Origin of the sequence: Aquimarina sp. 2-A2 (genome assembly GCF_045505135.1) — a bacterium.
Classification (GTDB): domain Bacteria; phylum Bacteroidota; class Bacteroidia; order Flavobacteriales; family Flavobacteriaceae; genus Aquimarina; species Aquimarina intermedia.
This window is the reverse complement of the sequence record NZ_JBJKFI010000006.1, coordinates 239,767-254,877: the sequence shown is the minus strand read 5'-3', so window position 1 is coordinate 254,877 and position 15,111 is coordinate 239,767. Positions and strand designations below refer to the sequence as shown.

The following is a 15,111-nucleotide window of genomic DNA, read 5'->3' as shown; positions in this document are numbered from 1 at the left end:
AATACCTTATAATATTTAAATACTCATCAAAAAAAGCTTAATAAATTAAGCATTGTTTATATTTGGGGGTAGTATAGAAAAAGATAGGTACGCTATAACTGTGTTTGGGGAAACAGGCTGTAGTGATGGATTTAATTTAATTGGATATAAAAGGTACATAATTTAATGAGTTTGAACGAAAATGACTTACAGGATGCATTAAAGAAGCATTTTGGCTTTAGTCAATTTAGAGGATTGCAGGAAAAGGTTATACAGAGTCTTTTAAAAAAAGAAAATACTTTTGTGATTATGCCTACAGGTGGAGGGAAGTCCCTATGTTACCAACTACCTGCTTTAATGTGTGAAGGTACAGCTATCGTTGTTTCTCCTTTGATAGCATTAATGAAAAATCAAGTAGATGCGATACGCAGTATATCTTCAGAAGAGGGGATAGCTCATGTATTGAATTCTTCCCTTAATAAATCGGAAATCAAGAAGGTTAAGGATGATATTACTAGTGGAGTTACTAAACTTTTGTATGTAGCACCAGAATCACTAACTAAAGAAGAGTATGTTGATTTTTTAAAACAACAAACGATTTCTTTTTTAGCTATTGACGAAGCGCATTGTATCAGTGAATGGGGGCATGATTTTAGACCCGAATATCGTAATTTGAGGAGTATTATAAAGCGAATTGGTGAAAATATTCCTATAATAGGATTAACAGCCACAGCAACTCCAAAGGTGCAAGAAGATATTTTGAAAAATTTAGGTATGACTGACGCTAATACTTTTAAAGCGTCGTTTAATAGACCTAATTTATTTTACGAAATACGTCCGAAAACTAAACATGTAGATTCGGATATTATCCGTTTTGTTAAACAGAATAGTGGTAAAAGTGGGATTATTTACTGTCTAAGCAGAAAACGAGTTGAAGAGCTAGCGCAAACACTCGAAGTAAACGGTGTCAAAGCGGTGCCATACCATGCGGGATTAGATGCTAAAACACGTGCCCGTCATCAAGATATGTTTCTGATGGAAGACGTAGATGTGGTAGTAGCTACAATTGCATTTGGTATGGGAATAGATAAGCCGGACGTACGCTTTGTTATTCACCACGATATCCCTAAAAGTATAGAGAGCTATTATCAAGAAACCGGTAGAGCTGGTCGTGATGGGGGCGAAGGCCATTGTTTAGCCTACTACTCTTATAAAGATATTGAGAAACTTGAAAAATTCATGAGCGGTAAACCTGTGGCTGAGCAAGAAATTGGGCACGCTTTATTGCAGGAAGTAGTGGCATTTGCCGAAACCTCTATATCAAGAAGAAAATTTATTCTTCACTATTTTGGAGAGGAATTTGATGAGGTAACCGGAGAAGGTGCTGATATGGATGACAATGTACGTAATCCAAAGAAAAAGCATGAAGCACAGGATGACGTCAAGATGCTTCTTGAGGTTGTAAATAAAACGGGTGAGATCTATAAATCAAAAGATCTGGTTAACACACTTATAGGTAAAAGTAACGCATTGATTATTTCTCACAAAACGCATAATCAAGAGTTTTTTGGTGCGGGTAATCATCGAGATACCGGATACTGGATGGCATTGATTCGTCAGGTTTTGGTCGCTGGGTTTCTCAAAAAAGATATTGAGACTTATGGCGTAATCCGTATTACTAAACAAGGCAAAAACTTTTTAAAAGCTCCGGAAAGCTTTATGATGACTGAAGATCACACCTACGAGGAAACGGGTGATGATAATATAGTTACTGCCAGTAAATCCAGTGCAAAATCAGGAAGCACCGATATAAAGCTGGTTACTATGTTAAAGGACCTTAGAAAGTCCGTTGGTAAAAAACTGGGAGTACCACCGTTTGTCGTTTTTCAAGATCCATCGCTAGAGGATATGGCGCTTAAATATCCAATCACAATTGAAGAATTAGCGAACGTTCATGGTGTTGGAGAAGGGAAAGCAAAGAAGTACGGAAAATCATTTGTAGATTTAATCTCAAAATACGTTGAGGATAATGAAATAATGCGACCGGATGATTTTGTAGTTAAAAGTACCGGTGCCAATAGCGGATTGAAGTTGTATATTATTCAAAATGTTGATCGCAAACTCCCATTAGACGATATAGCATCAGCCAAAGGGATGAGTATGAACGATTTTATTAAGGAAATGGAAGCTATTGTGTATAGCGGAACAAAACTTAATATAAGCTATTGGATCGATGATATTTTGGATGAAGATCAGCAAGAAGAAATACATGAGTATTTTATAGATGCTGATACCGATAAGATAAATGAGGCTCTCGAGGAGTTTGACGGAGATTATGATGATGAAGAGCTTAGATTATATAGGATTAAGTTTATCAGCGAAGTAGCAAATTAATTTTCTGAAAAATAGTAGATTTTAAGGCTTTATACCATCTAGGTGTAAAGCCTTTTTTTTTCATAGATCAATATATCGTACTTATGTGAATGGCGGTATTGGGTGTTACACTACGTATTGTTATCTTTGCATTTCGATAAAAGTTTAAAAAGATAAAAAACGCTAGTATGCAAGACGGATTATACGCAAAATTTAATACTACTCAAGGAGAAATTCTTGTCAATTTGGAATACAAAAAAACTCCGGGAACGGTTGGGAATTTTGTTGGTTTAGCTGAAGGTAATATTGATAATGAAGCAATCCCTCAAGGAAAGCCTTATTATGATGGATTAAAATTTCATAGAGTTATAGAAGATTTTATGATACAAGGTGGAGATCCTCAAGGAACCGGAGCTGGTGGGCCAGGATACCAATTTGATGATGAGATTCATCCGGATCTTAAGCATGATGGTCCAGGAGTGCTTTCTATGGCAAATGCTGGAGCGGGCACTAACGGTAGTCAATTTTTTATTACTCATGTTGAGACAGCATGGCTTGATGGTAAGCATACTGTTTTCGGCAAAGTTGTAGAAGGTCAAGACGTTGTTAACAAAGTGAAGCAAGGTGATGAAATTAAGTCATTAGAAATTGTAAGAGTAGGTGAGGATGCAGAAAAATTCAATGCGGTAGAATCTTTTAGACAATTTAATGGTGCAAAGGCAGAGCGCGAGGCTGCAGCCAAAAAGAAGGCCGAAGGATTATTGGATGAAATCGCTGCCGGTTTTGATCAAACAGAGAGTGGTCTGCGTTATAAAATTATTCAAAAGGGTGATGGAGCACAGGCAGAAAAAGGAAAAACGGTTTCTGTACATTACAAAGGAAGCTTAACTGACGGTACCGTATTTGACTCTTCTTACAAACGTAATGAACCTATTGATTTTCCACTCGGTATGGGGCATGTAATTTCAGGATGGGACGAAGGGATTGCTTTGCTTCAAATAGGAGATAAAGCCAGATTTGTAATTCCACCACATTTAGGCTATGGAGCTCAAGGAGCCGGAGGTGTGATACCAGCTAATGCAACACTTATTTTTGACGTTGAACTGGTAGCTGTCAAATAAATAAAATATAAAATACTATTGAAGCGTCTTAGACTATAAGTTTAAGACGCTTTTTATTTATAGATAGTATATGATTTTTATGAATAGCCTGTAAGTATTACTAGTAAAATAAAATCAAATTGTTATTTTTAACTATCGAACGGCTCGTTTTAAGACTAAATATGTTATTTTGTCGTTTAATAGTAACTTGAGAACCGTTAATGTGATACTCTTAATAGTAATCATCTTACTTCTTTTTTGTTAAATTTGTGTATAAATCAAAGTTGAACCCCTAAATTATGAGACAGTTTATAATAATGCTTTTAGTCTGCCTCTACGCCAGTACAGGTCTTGGGCAAACGAAAGAGGAACTTTTAAAAGATATAAAAAATCAAATTGAGATAATAAATAGTTATACTGAGTTTGATATTTTGAGCTTGGAACCCGAAGAATTTTTGACAGAAATGGTGGATCACGGTCCCTCTTTTAACGGCTATTACGAGCATAATCGTTTAAAAAAAATGGTCAAGGTGATAGGAACACCTAATGCTGACATTGTAACGGATTTTTATTTCTGGAATGATCAACTGATTTTTACAAGCTACAAACAGCGTCCTTATATGAAAAGTGCCGCCGGCGGGCAAGCGTTGGATTACTCTTCTGCTTATACCAAATATGAAGAACAGCATTTTTATAATGATGGTAAAGAGATTGATAAAAAAACTATCGGGAATGCGTTGCCTGATTTGCCTAAACAATCCAACTATTTGTCTTATACCAAAAAGATGAAAAAGTTATTGGACACCAAGTTTATTAATAAGAATGCATATGATGCCGTACAAGGTAAATGGGTCTTTATTCAGGACCGGGCCAAAACGGTGGTATTTGACGGCGTTTTAAAAATTAACTATAAAGACGATAAATATGTGGATCGTTATAAAATGAAAATTGATGGAGATGTAATTACCTGCTGGACAACTTCAGCAAATAAACATCAATTCAAAATTGAAGAAATAACAGATACTACCCTTACATTGGTTCAAATACCTTCGAACGAACTGTTGTTTTATGATCGTGTAGAATAAACATTATTTCACAGTTGTTCTTATGAGAACGCGTTAGGTTTATTTCCACTTAATGTTACATCCAATACTCGGCTTCTGATTGGAGCTTACTTTTGTGTTTCTTAGAACTGCATCCATTGCTGACCTTAAATCCTTCCCGTTAACCGGGATTCCGTTACCCGGCCTGGAATCATCCAACTGTCCTCGATAGATTAGTTTTAGCTCTGTATCAAATAAATAGAAATCCGGTGTACAAGCTGCTTGGTAAGCTTTGGCTACTTCTTGAGTTTCATCGTATAAATATGGGAAAGTATAATTGTTTTCTCGAGCTATCTTACGCATGAGTATTGGACTATCTTGTGGATAGTTCTCTACATCATTACTGCTAATGGCAATAAAAGAAAATCCCTGTGTTCTATAATCATTTGCGATTCGAACCATTTCTTCATTTATGTGTATAACAAAAGGACAATGATTACATATAAACATGATAACAACACCTTTCTCTATCTTTTCTTTTTCTAAAGAAAAAAGAGAGTCGGTTACAGTGTCAATAAGTGTAAAGTTTGGAGCTTTAGTTTCCAAAGGAAGCATTGTCGAAGGTGTTCTGGCCATAACGTTGTTTTGATTATACCTATAAAATAATACATTATTATTAAAACAGCCAATTTTATATTACCTTAGTTTATAAATATAATTTTATGAAATCTTTACATAGTTGGTTCGAGGAGTACGCCGTAAGTCATAAAAACGAAAAAAATATCTTGATACATTATATTTGTGTGCCTTTAATATTTTTTTCAATCGTTGGTTTATTAATGAGTATTCCTCCGGGACCTTTGGATAAAATACTGCCCGAATCTTTTTGGTTGTTAGAAAATTGGGCTGTAGTTGCACTTTTGGTAGCGTTAATCTTTTATATTCGATTATCTATCAAAATGGCAATAGCCATCGGGATATTTTCTTTTTTGTGTATTCTAGGTAATTATTTCCTATCCCAGATAGGAACGCTCTGGATCTTATCATTGGGTATTTTTGTGCTAGCTTGGATAGGGCAGTTTTACGGCCATAAAATTGAAGGTAAAAAACCATCATTCGCCAAGGATTTACAATTTTTATTAATTGGGCCTGCCTGGATACTTCAAAAGTGGTTTAAGATCGTTTAAAAGGGATGAAGGCTAATTATAAACTATACTGATTACATAGCTTTATCAAAGAAAATAGCGTTCATCATCAGCTTATTTGTTCCATACCAAAAGCCTCTGAAGTTTACATTATCGGTAAACAAAATTACACGACCATTTTCAACCTTTTTATGCACGAAGGGAACAGTACCCGCAAGGCTATCAAGATTTTTTTTGCTAATATAACCACTAAGCAATGGCTTTTCTGTATACTGAATTGGATTGTTAAAGCTTTCTTTATCAGGTTTGATAAATTGTGTTGTGTTACGAAATAGTGCTAGCTTTTTTGTATGGTATCCAAAATTAATGGGATGCGAGCGGTCTAATTGTGCTTCAAAAATAGCACCACCTATATTTTGAGCTCCAGAGAAATCATCTTTCTGTTCAAATGAAATGTTTTTTGCAATATTATCAGGCTTAAGAAAGTTCAAATCTAAAAGTTTCCAAGCATTGAAAACTTCAGCGGTGTTTCTAAAACCAATTAGAGTTCCTCCGTTTTTTACCCAATTTTTCAATTTTTCCTCTTGTGATTTAGTAAACGATTCTGTTTTACTATTTGGGATTATAAGATGTGAATAGTCTGTAAGCGTGCTATTTTCTAAACTTGAAAGTTCAATCTTATTTAAAGGTATATCAAAACGTTGATCTAACAAATGCCATATCTCACCTGCATCATACGGAGTAATACCTTCGCCCACTAACATTGCAACAGTAGGTTTTTTGAGAGGTTTAAATTTGGAACTTCCCAGATCTATCCCTGTTGTTAGTCCGGTGGTAACAGGATCAATTTGAACATGATTTTTTGCTGATAATGTATTTAGAAACTCAAAGAGCTCTGATTGTGTTAGCTTTTGATTTTGTACAGGAATGAATACACTTCCGTAATCGTACGTTTTATTTTTGATAGTAAAGGGTTGCATACCAACTTTTGCACGCAAGCCTTTATTCATAATTTGATAGAGCACCTTAGGAGTGTAATATTCATGCCATTCCATAACGTAACCATACGCGCTGGCTGAGGAAATTTCGGTAATTTTATTATTGACTGAATCTACTTTGGTTCCGGGCTTAATATTTTTGGATACCTCCGTATACTGCTGATTAAATGCCAGAGGCAGTGTCCATGCGGAAACATCGTAAAAAAGACTGTCCTTGAAACTAGTTCTTTTTTCAAAAATCGCCTCAATCAGTTTATGTTGTCTTTGATTTTTAGGCACTATATAGCTATTCCCTTTTTTAAAGGAGATGTCGTTATAAGATTCATTTTTTGTTAAGTTGTAAAACTCAATTTTATGTGCGTCTAATATATCAGCTAATGCATTGGTAGACGCAGCGTCCTTCTCATTACCAAAAACATAATATCCCTTGAGGTTATTTTTATCTGAACCGGTATAAAAATCATTTTGGTAGCTTAGTAAGGATACCCGCATACTATTTGCTGCTTTTAGAGTTGATAGTGCAGCAGTCAGTTGATTTCTGATTGTAAAAGGAAAGGTGATAATCCCATTATCACTAGTCTGCGCATGTCCTCTCGAGCTTGCTTGCTCGAATAGAATACCGACACTTCCATGAATATCAGGAAAGGTTGAGCCTTTGCCATAGTAAAAATCATCAAAATTCTCTTCGGTATAATATAGAGAGCCAATCTTATCCAAAGCAGCGGCGTGATAATTTCCAATTTCTCTGGTTAGTTCTTGATTTTTGGCAGGCGTAAGCGGATGTGTACGGGAAGGGATACCCGGTTGAAAGAAAAACGTGCTATTAGTACCCATCTCATGGTGATCGGTAAGTATATTGGGATACCAATTATGAAAAGTTGTTATTCTGGCGCGGGATTCGGGTAGTTGTACGGGTAGCCAATCACGATTCATGTCAAACCAATAGTGGTTTGTACGACCCCCTGGCCAAGTTTCATTATATTCTCTATCCTGAGAATCAGGGGTTATGTTTTTGTTTTTGTTAGCATTTACCCAGCTGGCAAAACGTTGCAGTCCATCCGGATTGAATGAGGGATCTAATAAAATTACTACGTTGGATAAGAGTTCGTTGATAGCCTTTCCTTCAGCTGCAGCCAGATGGTAAGCTAATAACAAAGCAGCATTTGATCCACTAGGTTCATTGCCGTGTATGGAGAAGCCCTGATAAACAACCACCGGCATATCGTCAATGATTGCATCCGTTAGTTTTTGGTGAACTCCCTCTACATGCTTTTGTTGAATTGATGCAATATTACTATGATTTTGTTCAGAAGTGATAGTTAATAATAGCAACGGGCGGTTTTCATACGTTGTCCCTCTGTTCTCTAGCGTGATCCGTGGAGAAACATTCGCCAGCACACGCATGTATTCGACTAACTTATCATGTGTAACATGCCATTCTCCGGGGATATATCCCAATATGTCTTGTGGCTTAGGGATCTCAGGATTGTAACTAATGTCAGTATCAGATAAATAATAATCCAGAGACAATTGCTTTTGTGCAGTTAAAAAATTTGCAATAAAAAACACGAGAAGCAAACTGTTTCTTAACATGGGAGTAGTTTTATAAAGTTACGAGGGCAAGATACTTATTTTAGGACCTAAAAAAAACCGTTTCTTTCAGGAAACGGTTTTTGAATTTTTTTAAGACAATCTGAGTTTATATATCGTCAAAACTCACATCGGTAAAGCTTTCAGCAGATGCTGCAGTGGCTATTTTACCATTTTCTTTTGAAGTATAGACTTCTTGGTCTTGTGATTTTTGATAATCTTTTTGATGTCTTTCACTAATTACTTCTTCACCTTTTTCATTGATAACAAAGTCGGTCATTTCATTTAGAATCTCAGTGAAACCGGCAAAATCTTCTTTGTATAAATAGATCTTATGCTTTTTGTAGTGAAAAGATCCATCGTCGTTGGTGAACTTTTTACTTTCTGTTATAGTTAGATAATAATCTCCTGCTTTTGTGGCTCTTACGTCAAAGAAATATGTTCTTCGTCCTGCTCTTAAGACTTTTGAGAAAATTTCTTCTTTCTCCATCATTTCATGGTCACTCATAATCCTATTTCTTAATTAATTAGTATAGTATGATGAATTCAAAAATCCAAAAAAAATGTTAATCGCGCAACAAAAACTCAAATTTCTTTTTCGCTTAATTGTTTTAAATACAATTTTTTATAGTAACCATCAGTGTTTAAAAGCTGGTTATGAGATCCTTGCTGTATTATTTTTCCCTCGTCCAAAACAATTATTTGATCTGCATTCTTAACAGTTGAGATACGATGACTTACAATAAATGTGGTTTTGTTTTTTGTTATTTTGTTGAGATTGGATAAAATTTGTTCTTCGGTTTCGGTATCTACCGCAGATAGACAATCATCAAATAACAAGATAGCCGGATCTTTTATGATCGCTCTGGCGATTGATACACGCTGTTTTTGACCTCCTGAAAGTGTAATTCCTCGTTCACCAAGTACGGTTTCATATCCTTTACTAAAATTAGTAATATTTGAATGTACTACCGCTTTTCTTGCAGCGGCTTCAATTTCTTCTTGGCTGGCATCTTCTTTTCCAAAACTTATATTATTCTTAATCGAATCACTAAACAAGAAAGCGTCCTGTGGTACATACCCAATATTTTCTCTTAGATCCGTAAGGTTTAATTTATCAATTTTTGTGTTATCAATACGTATCTCACCAGTGGAAACATCGTAGAGTCTACCTATTAAATCCAAGATAGTTGATTTTCCAGATCCTGTTTTACCGATAATTGCCAAAGTCTCACCGCGTTTGACATTAAGATTAATTCCTTTTAACGCGGTAATATTAGTATCATCATATGTAAAAGTCACATTGTCAAAAATAATGTTTCCATGTATGGGTGTAGTGTGCTTTACATGATTTACGATTTCTGGTTCCTGACTCAAAAATTCGTTGATACGTACTTGAGAAGCTTCAGCCTGTTGGACAATAGAGGTAACCCATCCTACTGTTGCTACAGGCCACGTGAGCATATTGACAAAAATAATGAATTCTACAATTACGCCAAGTTCAGTAATAGTCCCATCAATATATTGTCTTCCGCCAATATATATTACGATCAAATTACTAAGCCCGATTAATAATACCATCAATGGAAAAAATAGTGCTTGCACTTTAGCCAGGTCAATATTTTTATCCTTATTCTGATCTGATAATTCGGTAAAGTTATCTTGAGTTTGCGCTTCAATACCATAAGCTTTGATGACAGTTATACCACTAAATGATTCCTGTGTAAAGGTGGTTAATTTGGATAGGTACTGTTGTACAATGGTACTTCGTTTATGGATAGCAACACTCAACTTATAAATGGAAAGTGATAATATTGGTAACGGGGCAACTGTATAGAGTGTAAGTTCTGGAGCGATACTGGCCATATAGCCGATAACCACTACAAACAGGGTAACAGTATTGACGCTGTACATTATTGCCGGTCCAACGTACATTCTAACTTTACCAACATCTTCACTAATACGATTCATTAAATCTCCGGTACGATTTTTTTTATAAAAATTTAAAGAAAGACGTTCATAGTGTCGATATACTTCGTTTTTCAGGTCGTATTCGATATGTCTTGATACTACGATAAATGTTTGTCGCATTAAAAAAGTAAAAAACGCAGCGATGAGAACGGATCCAAGAATTAAAAGAATATTCATGATTAATTCGTCCTTCACCAGTTCTAAATCCTGTATTTCATTTTTTAGATACAAATCAACTACATCAACTGAATCTCCTATGAATTTTGGAACCGCTATAGCAAAGATTCTGGCTATTATTGTAATAATCAAGCCAATAATTAAGCGTGATTTATATTTGCGGAAATATTTATTTAAATGCCTTAATGCACGCATATGATGTAGGTATTATTGAAAATATTTATTGACATATTCTTAAAATTGTGCTATGATAAAACATACATTCGTAAAAATAAGTTATTTTAGCAGCCTAATTTTGATTATAATTTAATTGTAACCATTTAAAATTTCCAAAAATGACGACTGAAGTGCTTACTGCAAATCAATTAAAAAAAGAAGCTCCTGTGTTTGGTCAGCTATCTTTTAATGATCACGAACAAATTGTTTTTTGTCAGGACAAAGATACAGGTTTAAAGGCAATAATTGGTGTGCATAACACAGTTTTAGGGCCTGCTTTGGGTGGGACTAGAATGTATGATTATCAAACTGAGTGGGATGCCCTAAATGATGTGCTACGATTATCGAGAGGGATGACTTATAAATCTGCGATTACCGGCTTAAACCTCGGAGGAGGAAAAGCAGTAATCATAGGAGACCCAAAATTAATTAAGACGCCTGAACTCATGAGACGTTTTGGGAAATTTGTAGATACCTTAGGAGGAAAATACTATACTGCCGAGGATATTGGGATGGAAACATCTGATATGGATACTGTACGTGAAGTAACACCGTATGTTACCGGTATTTCTGAATCCAAAGGAGGTGCGGGAAATCCTTCTCCTGTTACAGCTTATGGAGTATATATGGGGATGAAAGCTGCTACAAAATATGCGTACGGAAATGATGCCTTATCAGGAAAACGCATTTTGGTTCAAGGTATTGGTCATGTAGGCGAAGAATTGGTACGCTTGGCAAAAGAAGAAGATGCTAATGTTATTATTAGCGATATTAATGAAGAACGTTTGCAAGAAGTAAGTAAAAAGTACGGAGCTGATATTTACAGAGGATCAGATTTGTATGCTGAAACAGCGGATATTTATGCACCTTGTGCTCTGGGAGCTACTATAAATGACGATACAATTAATAAGCTAAATGTTAAAGTTATCGCCGGGGCAGCAAACAATCAGTTAGCTGTAGAGGGTGTACATGGGGCTTTATTGCAACAAAAGGGAATAGTGTATGCTCCAGATTTCTTGATTAATGCAGGAGGTATTATAAATGTATATGCTGAAATTGAAGGTTATGGTAGAGGTCAGATTATGACTAAAACAGAAAATATTTATAATACAACCTTAGAGATTCTTTCTAAAGCTCAAGAAGCCAACATTACAACAAATGCTGCTGCAATGCGAATTGCTGAGGAAAGAATAGAGAATAGAAAAAAAGAGAATTTAAGATAAGTAGATAAAAAATAATACTATTTTTGCAAGGCGAAAGCAACGACGCTTTCGCCTTATTAATGTTAAGTTCTTTGTAATTTTCTATGTTGACCAGAAGACATATTCGAGTTAAGGTAATGCAGTCACTCTATTCTATGGAGCAGACGCAAAGCGATGACCTAATTAAAGAAGAGAAATTTCTTCTTTTCAGTATTGATCAGATGTATGATCTATTCCTAATTAATCTTCAACTTCTGGTAGAGATCAGAAAACACGCCGAGGATTTTCTTTCTAAAAGTAAAAAGAAATATCTGGCTACCTCTGAAGATAAAAATCCAAACACCAAATTTGTAAATAATGAAGTTTTACTGCTTTTAAATAAAAATGAAGAGCTTAAAACTATCATGGAGAAAAAGAAGCTCAATTGTTGGGAGTTAGACAGTGAGTATGTTGTAATTCTTTGGGAAGCTATCAAGGAGAGTGACATTTACAAAGAATATATGCGTACTACCCTGAGTTCTTTTAAAGAAGATAAGGACTTTCTACTAGCAATTTTTAAAGAAGTCATAGCTCCAAATGAAAAGTTGTTTGATTATTACGAAGACAAACGACTAACCTGGGTGGACGACTTACCTCTGGTAAACACAGCTATTCTTAAAACATTGCGTAAAATAAAGCCTACGCACACTGAGAGTTTATCGCTGCCTGATTTATATAAAGATCACGATGACAGGAGGTTTGCGATAGATATTTTTAGAAAAACTTGTTTGAATGGTGAAGAATTTGGCAAAGAAATTGATGGTAGAACACCAAACTGGGATAAGGACAGAATTGCAGAGCTCGATAAGGCAATTATCAATATGGCTATCTGCGAGTTTGTAAAATTTCCTTCGATTCCGGTAAAGGTAACCATCAACGAATATCTTGAAATAGCTAAGGAGTATAGTACTCCAAAAAGTAGTATATTTATCAACGGTATTTTGGATAAAATTTCAAAAGAATACCAAGAGAACGGCAAGCTGCAGAAAGTTGGAAGAGGACTTATGTAGTTTAGTAAAAAATAGTATTTTTAACCCAAATTAATTAAAAACCCAAGTAATGAAAAAAGGAATCTTAATTTTAGCTGGTATTTTTGCTATGACGATAGTGTCTTGTAAAGATAATGCAACGAAAAAAGTTAACGAAGAAAATGTAGAGATCGCAGCAGAGCGTGATGCAAAAAACACAGAATTTCCTGTGATGACATTTGCAGAAATTGAGCATGATTTTGGAACTATAAATGAAGGTGATGTTGTTGAGCATACATTTTCTTTTACAAACACTGGTAAGACGCCATTAGTAATTGTAAACGCTAAAGGTAGTTGTGGATGTACTGTGCCAAGTTACCCAACAGAGCCTATCGCTCCTGGTGCAACTGGTGAAATGTTAGTTAAGTTCAACTCTAGTGGTAAACCAAACCAACAAAACAAAACAGTTACAATTACTGCAAATACTGAGACAGGTAAAGAAGTTATTAAGATTAAAGCTCTAGTTACACCTAAAGCTCAACCAGTAAGCGGAACTCCTGTAAGCGAGTAATTTAAATTTATGGAACAACTACAATCATTTGCTCCTTTTATATTGATTTTTGTAGTGATGTATTTCTTTATGATACGTCCGCAAATGCAAAAAGCAAAAAAGGAAAGAAAATTTTCTGAAAGTCTTAAAAAAGGCGATCGTATAGTAACCAAAAGTGGGTTACACGGTAAAGTTTTTGATTTCAGTGAAAAAAATAATGCAGTTATTATAGAAACCGGATCAGGTAAATTAACGTATGACAAATCAGCGATTTCGTTAGATATGAGTCAAAAGTTAAATGCTCCTCCAAAGGAAGAGAAAAAGAAATAATAACTTAGAGTAGGAATTAAAAAGCGGAATAGTAACATTACTATTCCGCTTTTGTTTTTATGACTAGTCACTTGTTGCTTAGTTGTTACCTGCAGCAAGTTCGGCAATCCTAATAATAACTTCGGTAGCTTTTACCATGCTCTCTGCGGGTACATACTCATAACGCCCGTGAAAATTATGCCCACCTGCAAATATATTTGGACAGGGAAGTCCCATATAACTTAATTGGGATCCGTCTGTTCCTCCTCGGATAGGTTTTATGATCGGAGTAATATCCAAAGATTTCATCGCTTCTTCCGCAAGGTCTACGATATGCATTACAGGAGCAACTTTTTCACGCATATTGTAATACTGATCTTTTATAGTGACGGTTATGACTTCTTGTCCATGTTGTTCATTTAATGCACCAGCTAGTTTACTAAGCATTTCTTTTCTAGCTTCAAAATGTTCCTTATCGTGATCTCTTATAATGTACTGCAATGTTGTTTCTTCTACATCACCCTCCATTTGGTGCAGATGAAAAAATCCTTGTCTGTCTGAGGTATGTTCAGGAGTTTCTAGTCGTGGTAAAGAATTGATGAAGTCTTGGGCAATATACATGCTATTAACCATCTTTCCCTTTGCATATCCCGGATGAACAATTTTACCCTTAATTTTAACTACAGCACCGGCTGCATTAAAGTTTTCATATTCTAGTTCTCCAATTTGACTTCCATCCATGGTGTAGGCCCAATCAGCATTAAATTTTTTGACATCAAACTTATGAGCTCCTCTTCCTATTTCTTCGTCAGGTGTAAAACCAATACGAATATCACCATGCTTAATTTCCGGGTGATTAACCAAATATTCTACGGCAGAAATGATTTCTGTAATTCCTGCTTTATCATCAGCACCTAGCAACGTAGTACCATCAGTAGTAATAAGTGTTTGACCAATATAAAGTTTCAAATCTTCAAAATAATCTGGAGAAAGGATTATCTGTTCTTTTTTATTTAAGATAATATCTTTTCCATCATATGCGTCTATTCGCTGAGGCTTTACATTGGCTCCGGTAAAATCCGGTGTTGTGTCAAAATGTGAAATAAAACCAATAGTAGGCACTTTATGATCAACATTGCTGGGCAGCGTAGCCATGATATAAGCATTTTCATCAATAGTAACATCAGTTAATCCAATGTGTTTTAATTCTTCAACCAACATATTTGCAAGATCCCATTGTTTTTTTGTACTGGGCGTGGTATCGCTATTAGGGTCACTCTCTGTATCGATAACCACATAGCGCATAAATCTGTTGATTAAATTCTCTTTATCTATGCGTATCGTTGTTAAATCTTCAATTTTATCCTGTTTCATAGCGAACTATTTAAAGTATTCTTATTTTTTTAGATAATTACAGTATTGATAATCAATATACTAAGTATTTTGTCTTA

General features: G+C 35.2%; 13 protein-coding genes. 8 read left to right on the top strand and 5 right to left on the bottom strand.

Going from position 1 to position 15,111, the window contains the following annotated elements:
- Positions 1-165 precede the first annotated feature (165 nt).
- The 3 genes from ACJRPK_RS14745 (at position 166) to ACJRPK_RS14735 (ending at position 4,537) form a co-directional block, all read left to right on the top strand.
- A complete protein-coding gene (locus tag ACJRPK_RS14745; RefSeq protein WP_407141081.1) occupies positions 166-2,373 on the top strand; it encodes a RecQ family ATP-dependent DNA helicase in 2,208 nt (735 codons plus the stop codon).
- 167 nt (positions 2,374-2,540) lie between these two features.
- Positions 2,541-3,473 (top strand): peptidylprolyl isomerase, encoded by a 933-nt coding sequence (locus tag ACJRPK_RS14740; RefSeq protein WP_407141079.1) that lies wholly within the window; start codon positions 2,541-2,543, stop codon positions 3,471-3,473.
- 278 nt (positions 3,474-3,751) lie between these two features.
- Positions 3,752-4,537, top strand: a complete 786-nt coding sequence (locus ACJRPK_RS14735) for a hypothetical protein (protein ID WP_407141078.1) — start codon at positions 3,752-3,754, stop codon at positions 4,535-4,537.
- A gap of 39 nt (positions 4,538-4,576) precedes the next feature.
- Here the strand turns inward: ACJRPK_RS14735 and ACJRPK_RS14730 are convergent, their stop codons facing one another.
- A complete protein-coding gene (locus tag ACJRPK_RS14730; RefSeq protein WP_407141076.1) occupies positions 4,577-5,131 on the bottom strand; it encodes a thioredoxin family protein in 555 nt (184 codons plus the stop codon).
- Positions 5,132-5,217: 86 nt separating this feature from the next.
- On the opposite strand from ACJRPK_RS14730, the gene ACJRPK_RS14725 reads away from it, so the two are divergent.
- A complete protein-coding gene (locus ACJRPK_RS14725; protein WP_148782958.1) occupies positions 5,218-5,682 on the top strand; it encodes a DUF962 domain-containing protein in 465 nt (154 codons plus the stop codon).
- Between the two features lie 32 nt (positions 5,683-5,714).
- Here the strand turns inward: ACJRPK_RS14725 and ACJRPK_RS14720 are convergent, their stop codons facing one another.
- From ACJRPK_RS14720 to ACJRPK_RS14710, 3 genes are all read right to left on the bottom strand, one after another.
- Positions 5,715-8,231, bottom strand: a complete 2,517-nt coding sequence (locus ACJRPK_RS14720) for a M14 family metallopeptidase (RefSeq protein WP_407141074.1) — start codon at positions 8,229-8,231, stop codon at positions 5,715-5,717.
- 106 nt (positions 8,232-8,337) lie between these two features.
- A complete protein-coding gene (locus ACJRPK_RS14715) occupies positions 8,338-8,736 on the bottom strand; it encodes a PUR family DNA/RNA-binding protein (protein WP_148782956.1) in 399 nt (132 codons plus the stop codon).
- Between the two features lie 77 nt (positions 8,737-8,813).
- The gene (locus ACJRPK_RS14710; RefSeq protein WP_407141072.1) at positions 8,814-10,571 is read right to left on the bottom strand and encodes an ABC transporter ATP-binding protein; all 1,758 of its coding nucleotides are present in this window, start codon (positions 10,569-10,571) and stop codon (positions 8,814-8,816) included.
- Positions 10,572-10,711: 140 nt separating this feature from the next.
- Here ACJRPK_RS14710 and ACJRPK_RS14705 point away from each other — a divergent pair, with 140 nt between their 5' ends.
- The 4 genes from ACJRPK_RS14705 to yajC all read left to right on the top strand — a co-directional run bounded on the left by ACJRPK_RS14705 (position 10,712) and on the right by yajC (position 13,681).
- A complete protein-coding gene (locus tag ACJRPK_RS14705) occupies positions 10,712-11,815 on the top strand; it encodes a Glu/Leu/Phe/Val family dehydrogenase (protein WP_407141070.1) in 1,104 nt (367 codons plus the stop codon).
- Between the two features lie 134 nt (positions 11,816-11,949).
- On the top strand, positions 11,950-12,843 hold the full coding sequence (gene nusB / locus ACJRPK_RS14700; protein WP_407141068.1) for a transcription antitermination factor NusB: 894 nt from the start codon (positions 11,950-11,952) through the stop codon (positions 12,841-12,843).
- Between the two features lie 49 nt (positions 12,844-12,892).
- Complete coding sequence (locus ACJRPK_RS14695; protein WP_148782952.1) at positions 12,893-13,372, top strand: DUF1573 domain-containing protein; 480 nt, start codon at positions 12,893-12,895, stop codon at positions 13,370-13,372.
- Positions 13,373-13,381: 9 nt separating this feature from the next.
- Positions 13,382-13,681, top strand: coding sequence for a preprotein translocase subunit YajC (gene yajC / locus ACJRPK_RS14690; protein WP_148782951.1), 300 nt, complete (start codon positions 13,382-13,384; stop codon positions 13,679-13,681).
- Between the two features lie 78 nt (positions 13,682-13,759).
- On the opposite strand, the gene pepT is transcribed toward yajC, so the two are convergent.
- Entirely contained in the window at positions 13,760-15,034 is a 1,275-nt protein-coding gene (pepT, locus tag ACJRPK_RS14685; protein ID WP_407141066.1) for a peptidase T, read from the bottom strand.
- Positions 15,035-15,111: the final 77 nt, after the last annotated feature.

What these genes read in the sequence shown, in the direction of transcription:
- ACJRPK_RS14745 (WP_407141081.1), top strand. Translation starts at nt 166, where the DNA reads ATGAGTTTGAACGAAAATGACTTACAGGATGCATTAAAGAAGCATTTT.
- ACJRPK_RS14710 (WP_407141072.1), bottom strand. Translation starts at nt 10,571, where the DNA reads ATGCGTGCATTAAGGCATTTAAATAAATATTTCCGCAAATATAAATCA.
- ACJRPK_RS14740 (WP_407141079.1), top strand. Translation starts at nt 2,541, where the DNA reads ATGCAAGACGGATTATACGCAAAATTTAATACTACTCAAGGAGAAATT.
- ACJRPK_RS14735 (WP_407141078.1), top strand. Translation starts at nt 3,752, where the DNA reads ATGAGACAGTTTATAATAATGCTTTTAGTCTGCCTCTACGCCAGTACA.
- ACJRPK_RS14720 (WP_407141074.1), bottom strand. Translation starts at nt 8,231, where the DNA reads ATGTTAAGAAACAGTTTGCTTCTCGTGTTTTTTATTGCAAATTTTTTA.
- nusB (WP_407141068.1), top strand. Translation starts at nt 11,950, where the DNA reads ATGGAGCAGACGCAAAGCGATGACCTAATTAAAGAAGAGAAATTTCTT.
- ACJRPK_RS14705 (WP_407141070.1), top strand. Translation starts at nt 10,712, where the DNA reads ATGACGACTGAAGTGCTTACTGCAAATCAATTAAAAAAAGAAGCTCCT.
- yajC (WP_148782951.1), top strand. Translation starts at nt 13,382, where the DNA reads ATGGAACAACTACAATCATTTGCTCCTTTTATATTGATTTTTGTAGTG.
- ACJRPK_RS14725 (WP_148782958.1), top strand. Translation starts at nt 5,218, where the DNA reads ATGAAATCTTTACATAGTTGGTTCGAGGAGTACGCCGTAAGTCATAAA.
- ACJRPK_RS14695 (WP_148782952.1), top strand. Translation starts at nt 12,893, where the DNA reads ATGAAAAAAGGAATCTTAATTTTAGCTGGTATTTTTGCTATGACGATA.
- ACJRPK_RS14730 (WP_407141076.1), bottom strand. Translation starts at nt 5,131, where the DNA reads ATGGCCAGAACACCTTCGACAATGCTTCCTTTGGAAACTAAAGCTCCA.
- ACJRPK_RS14715 (WP_148782956.1), bottom strand. Translation starts at nt 8,736, where the DNA reads ATGAGTGACCATGAAATGATGGAGAAAGAAGAAATTTTCTCAAAAGTC.
- pepT (WP_407141066.1), bottom strand. Translation starts at nt 15,034, where the DNA reads ATGAAACAGGATAAAATTGAAGATTTAACAACGATACGCATAGATAAA.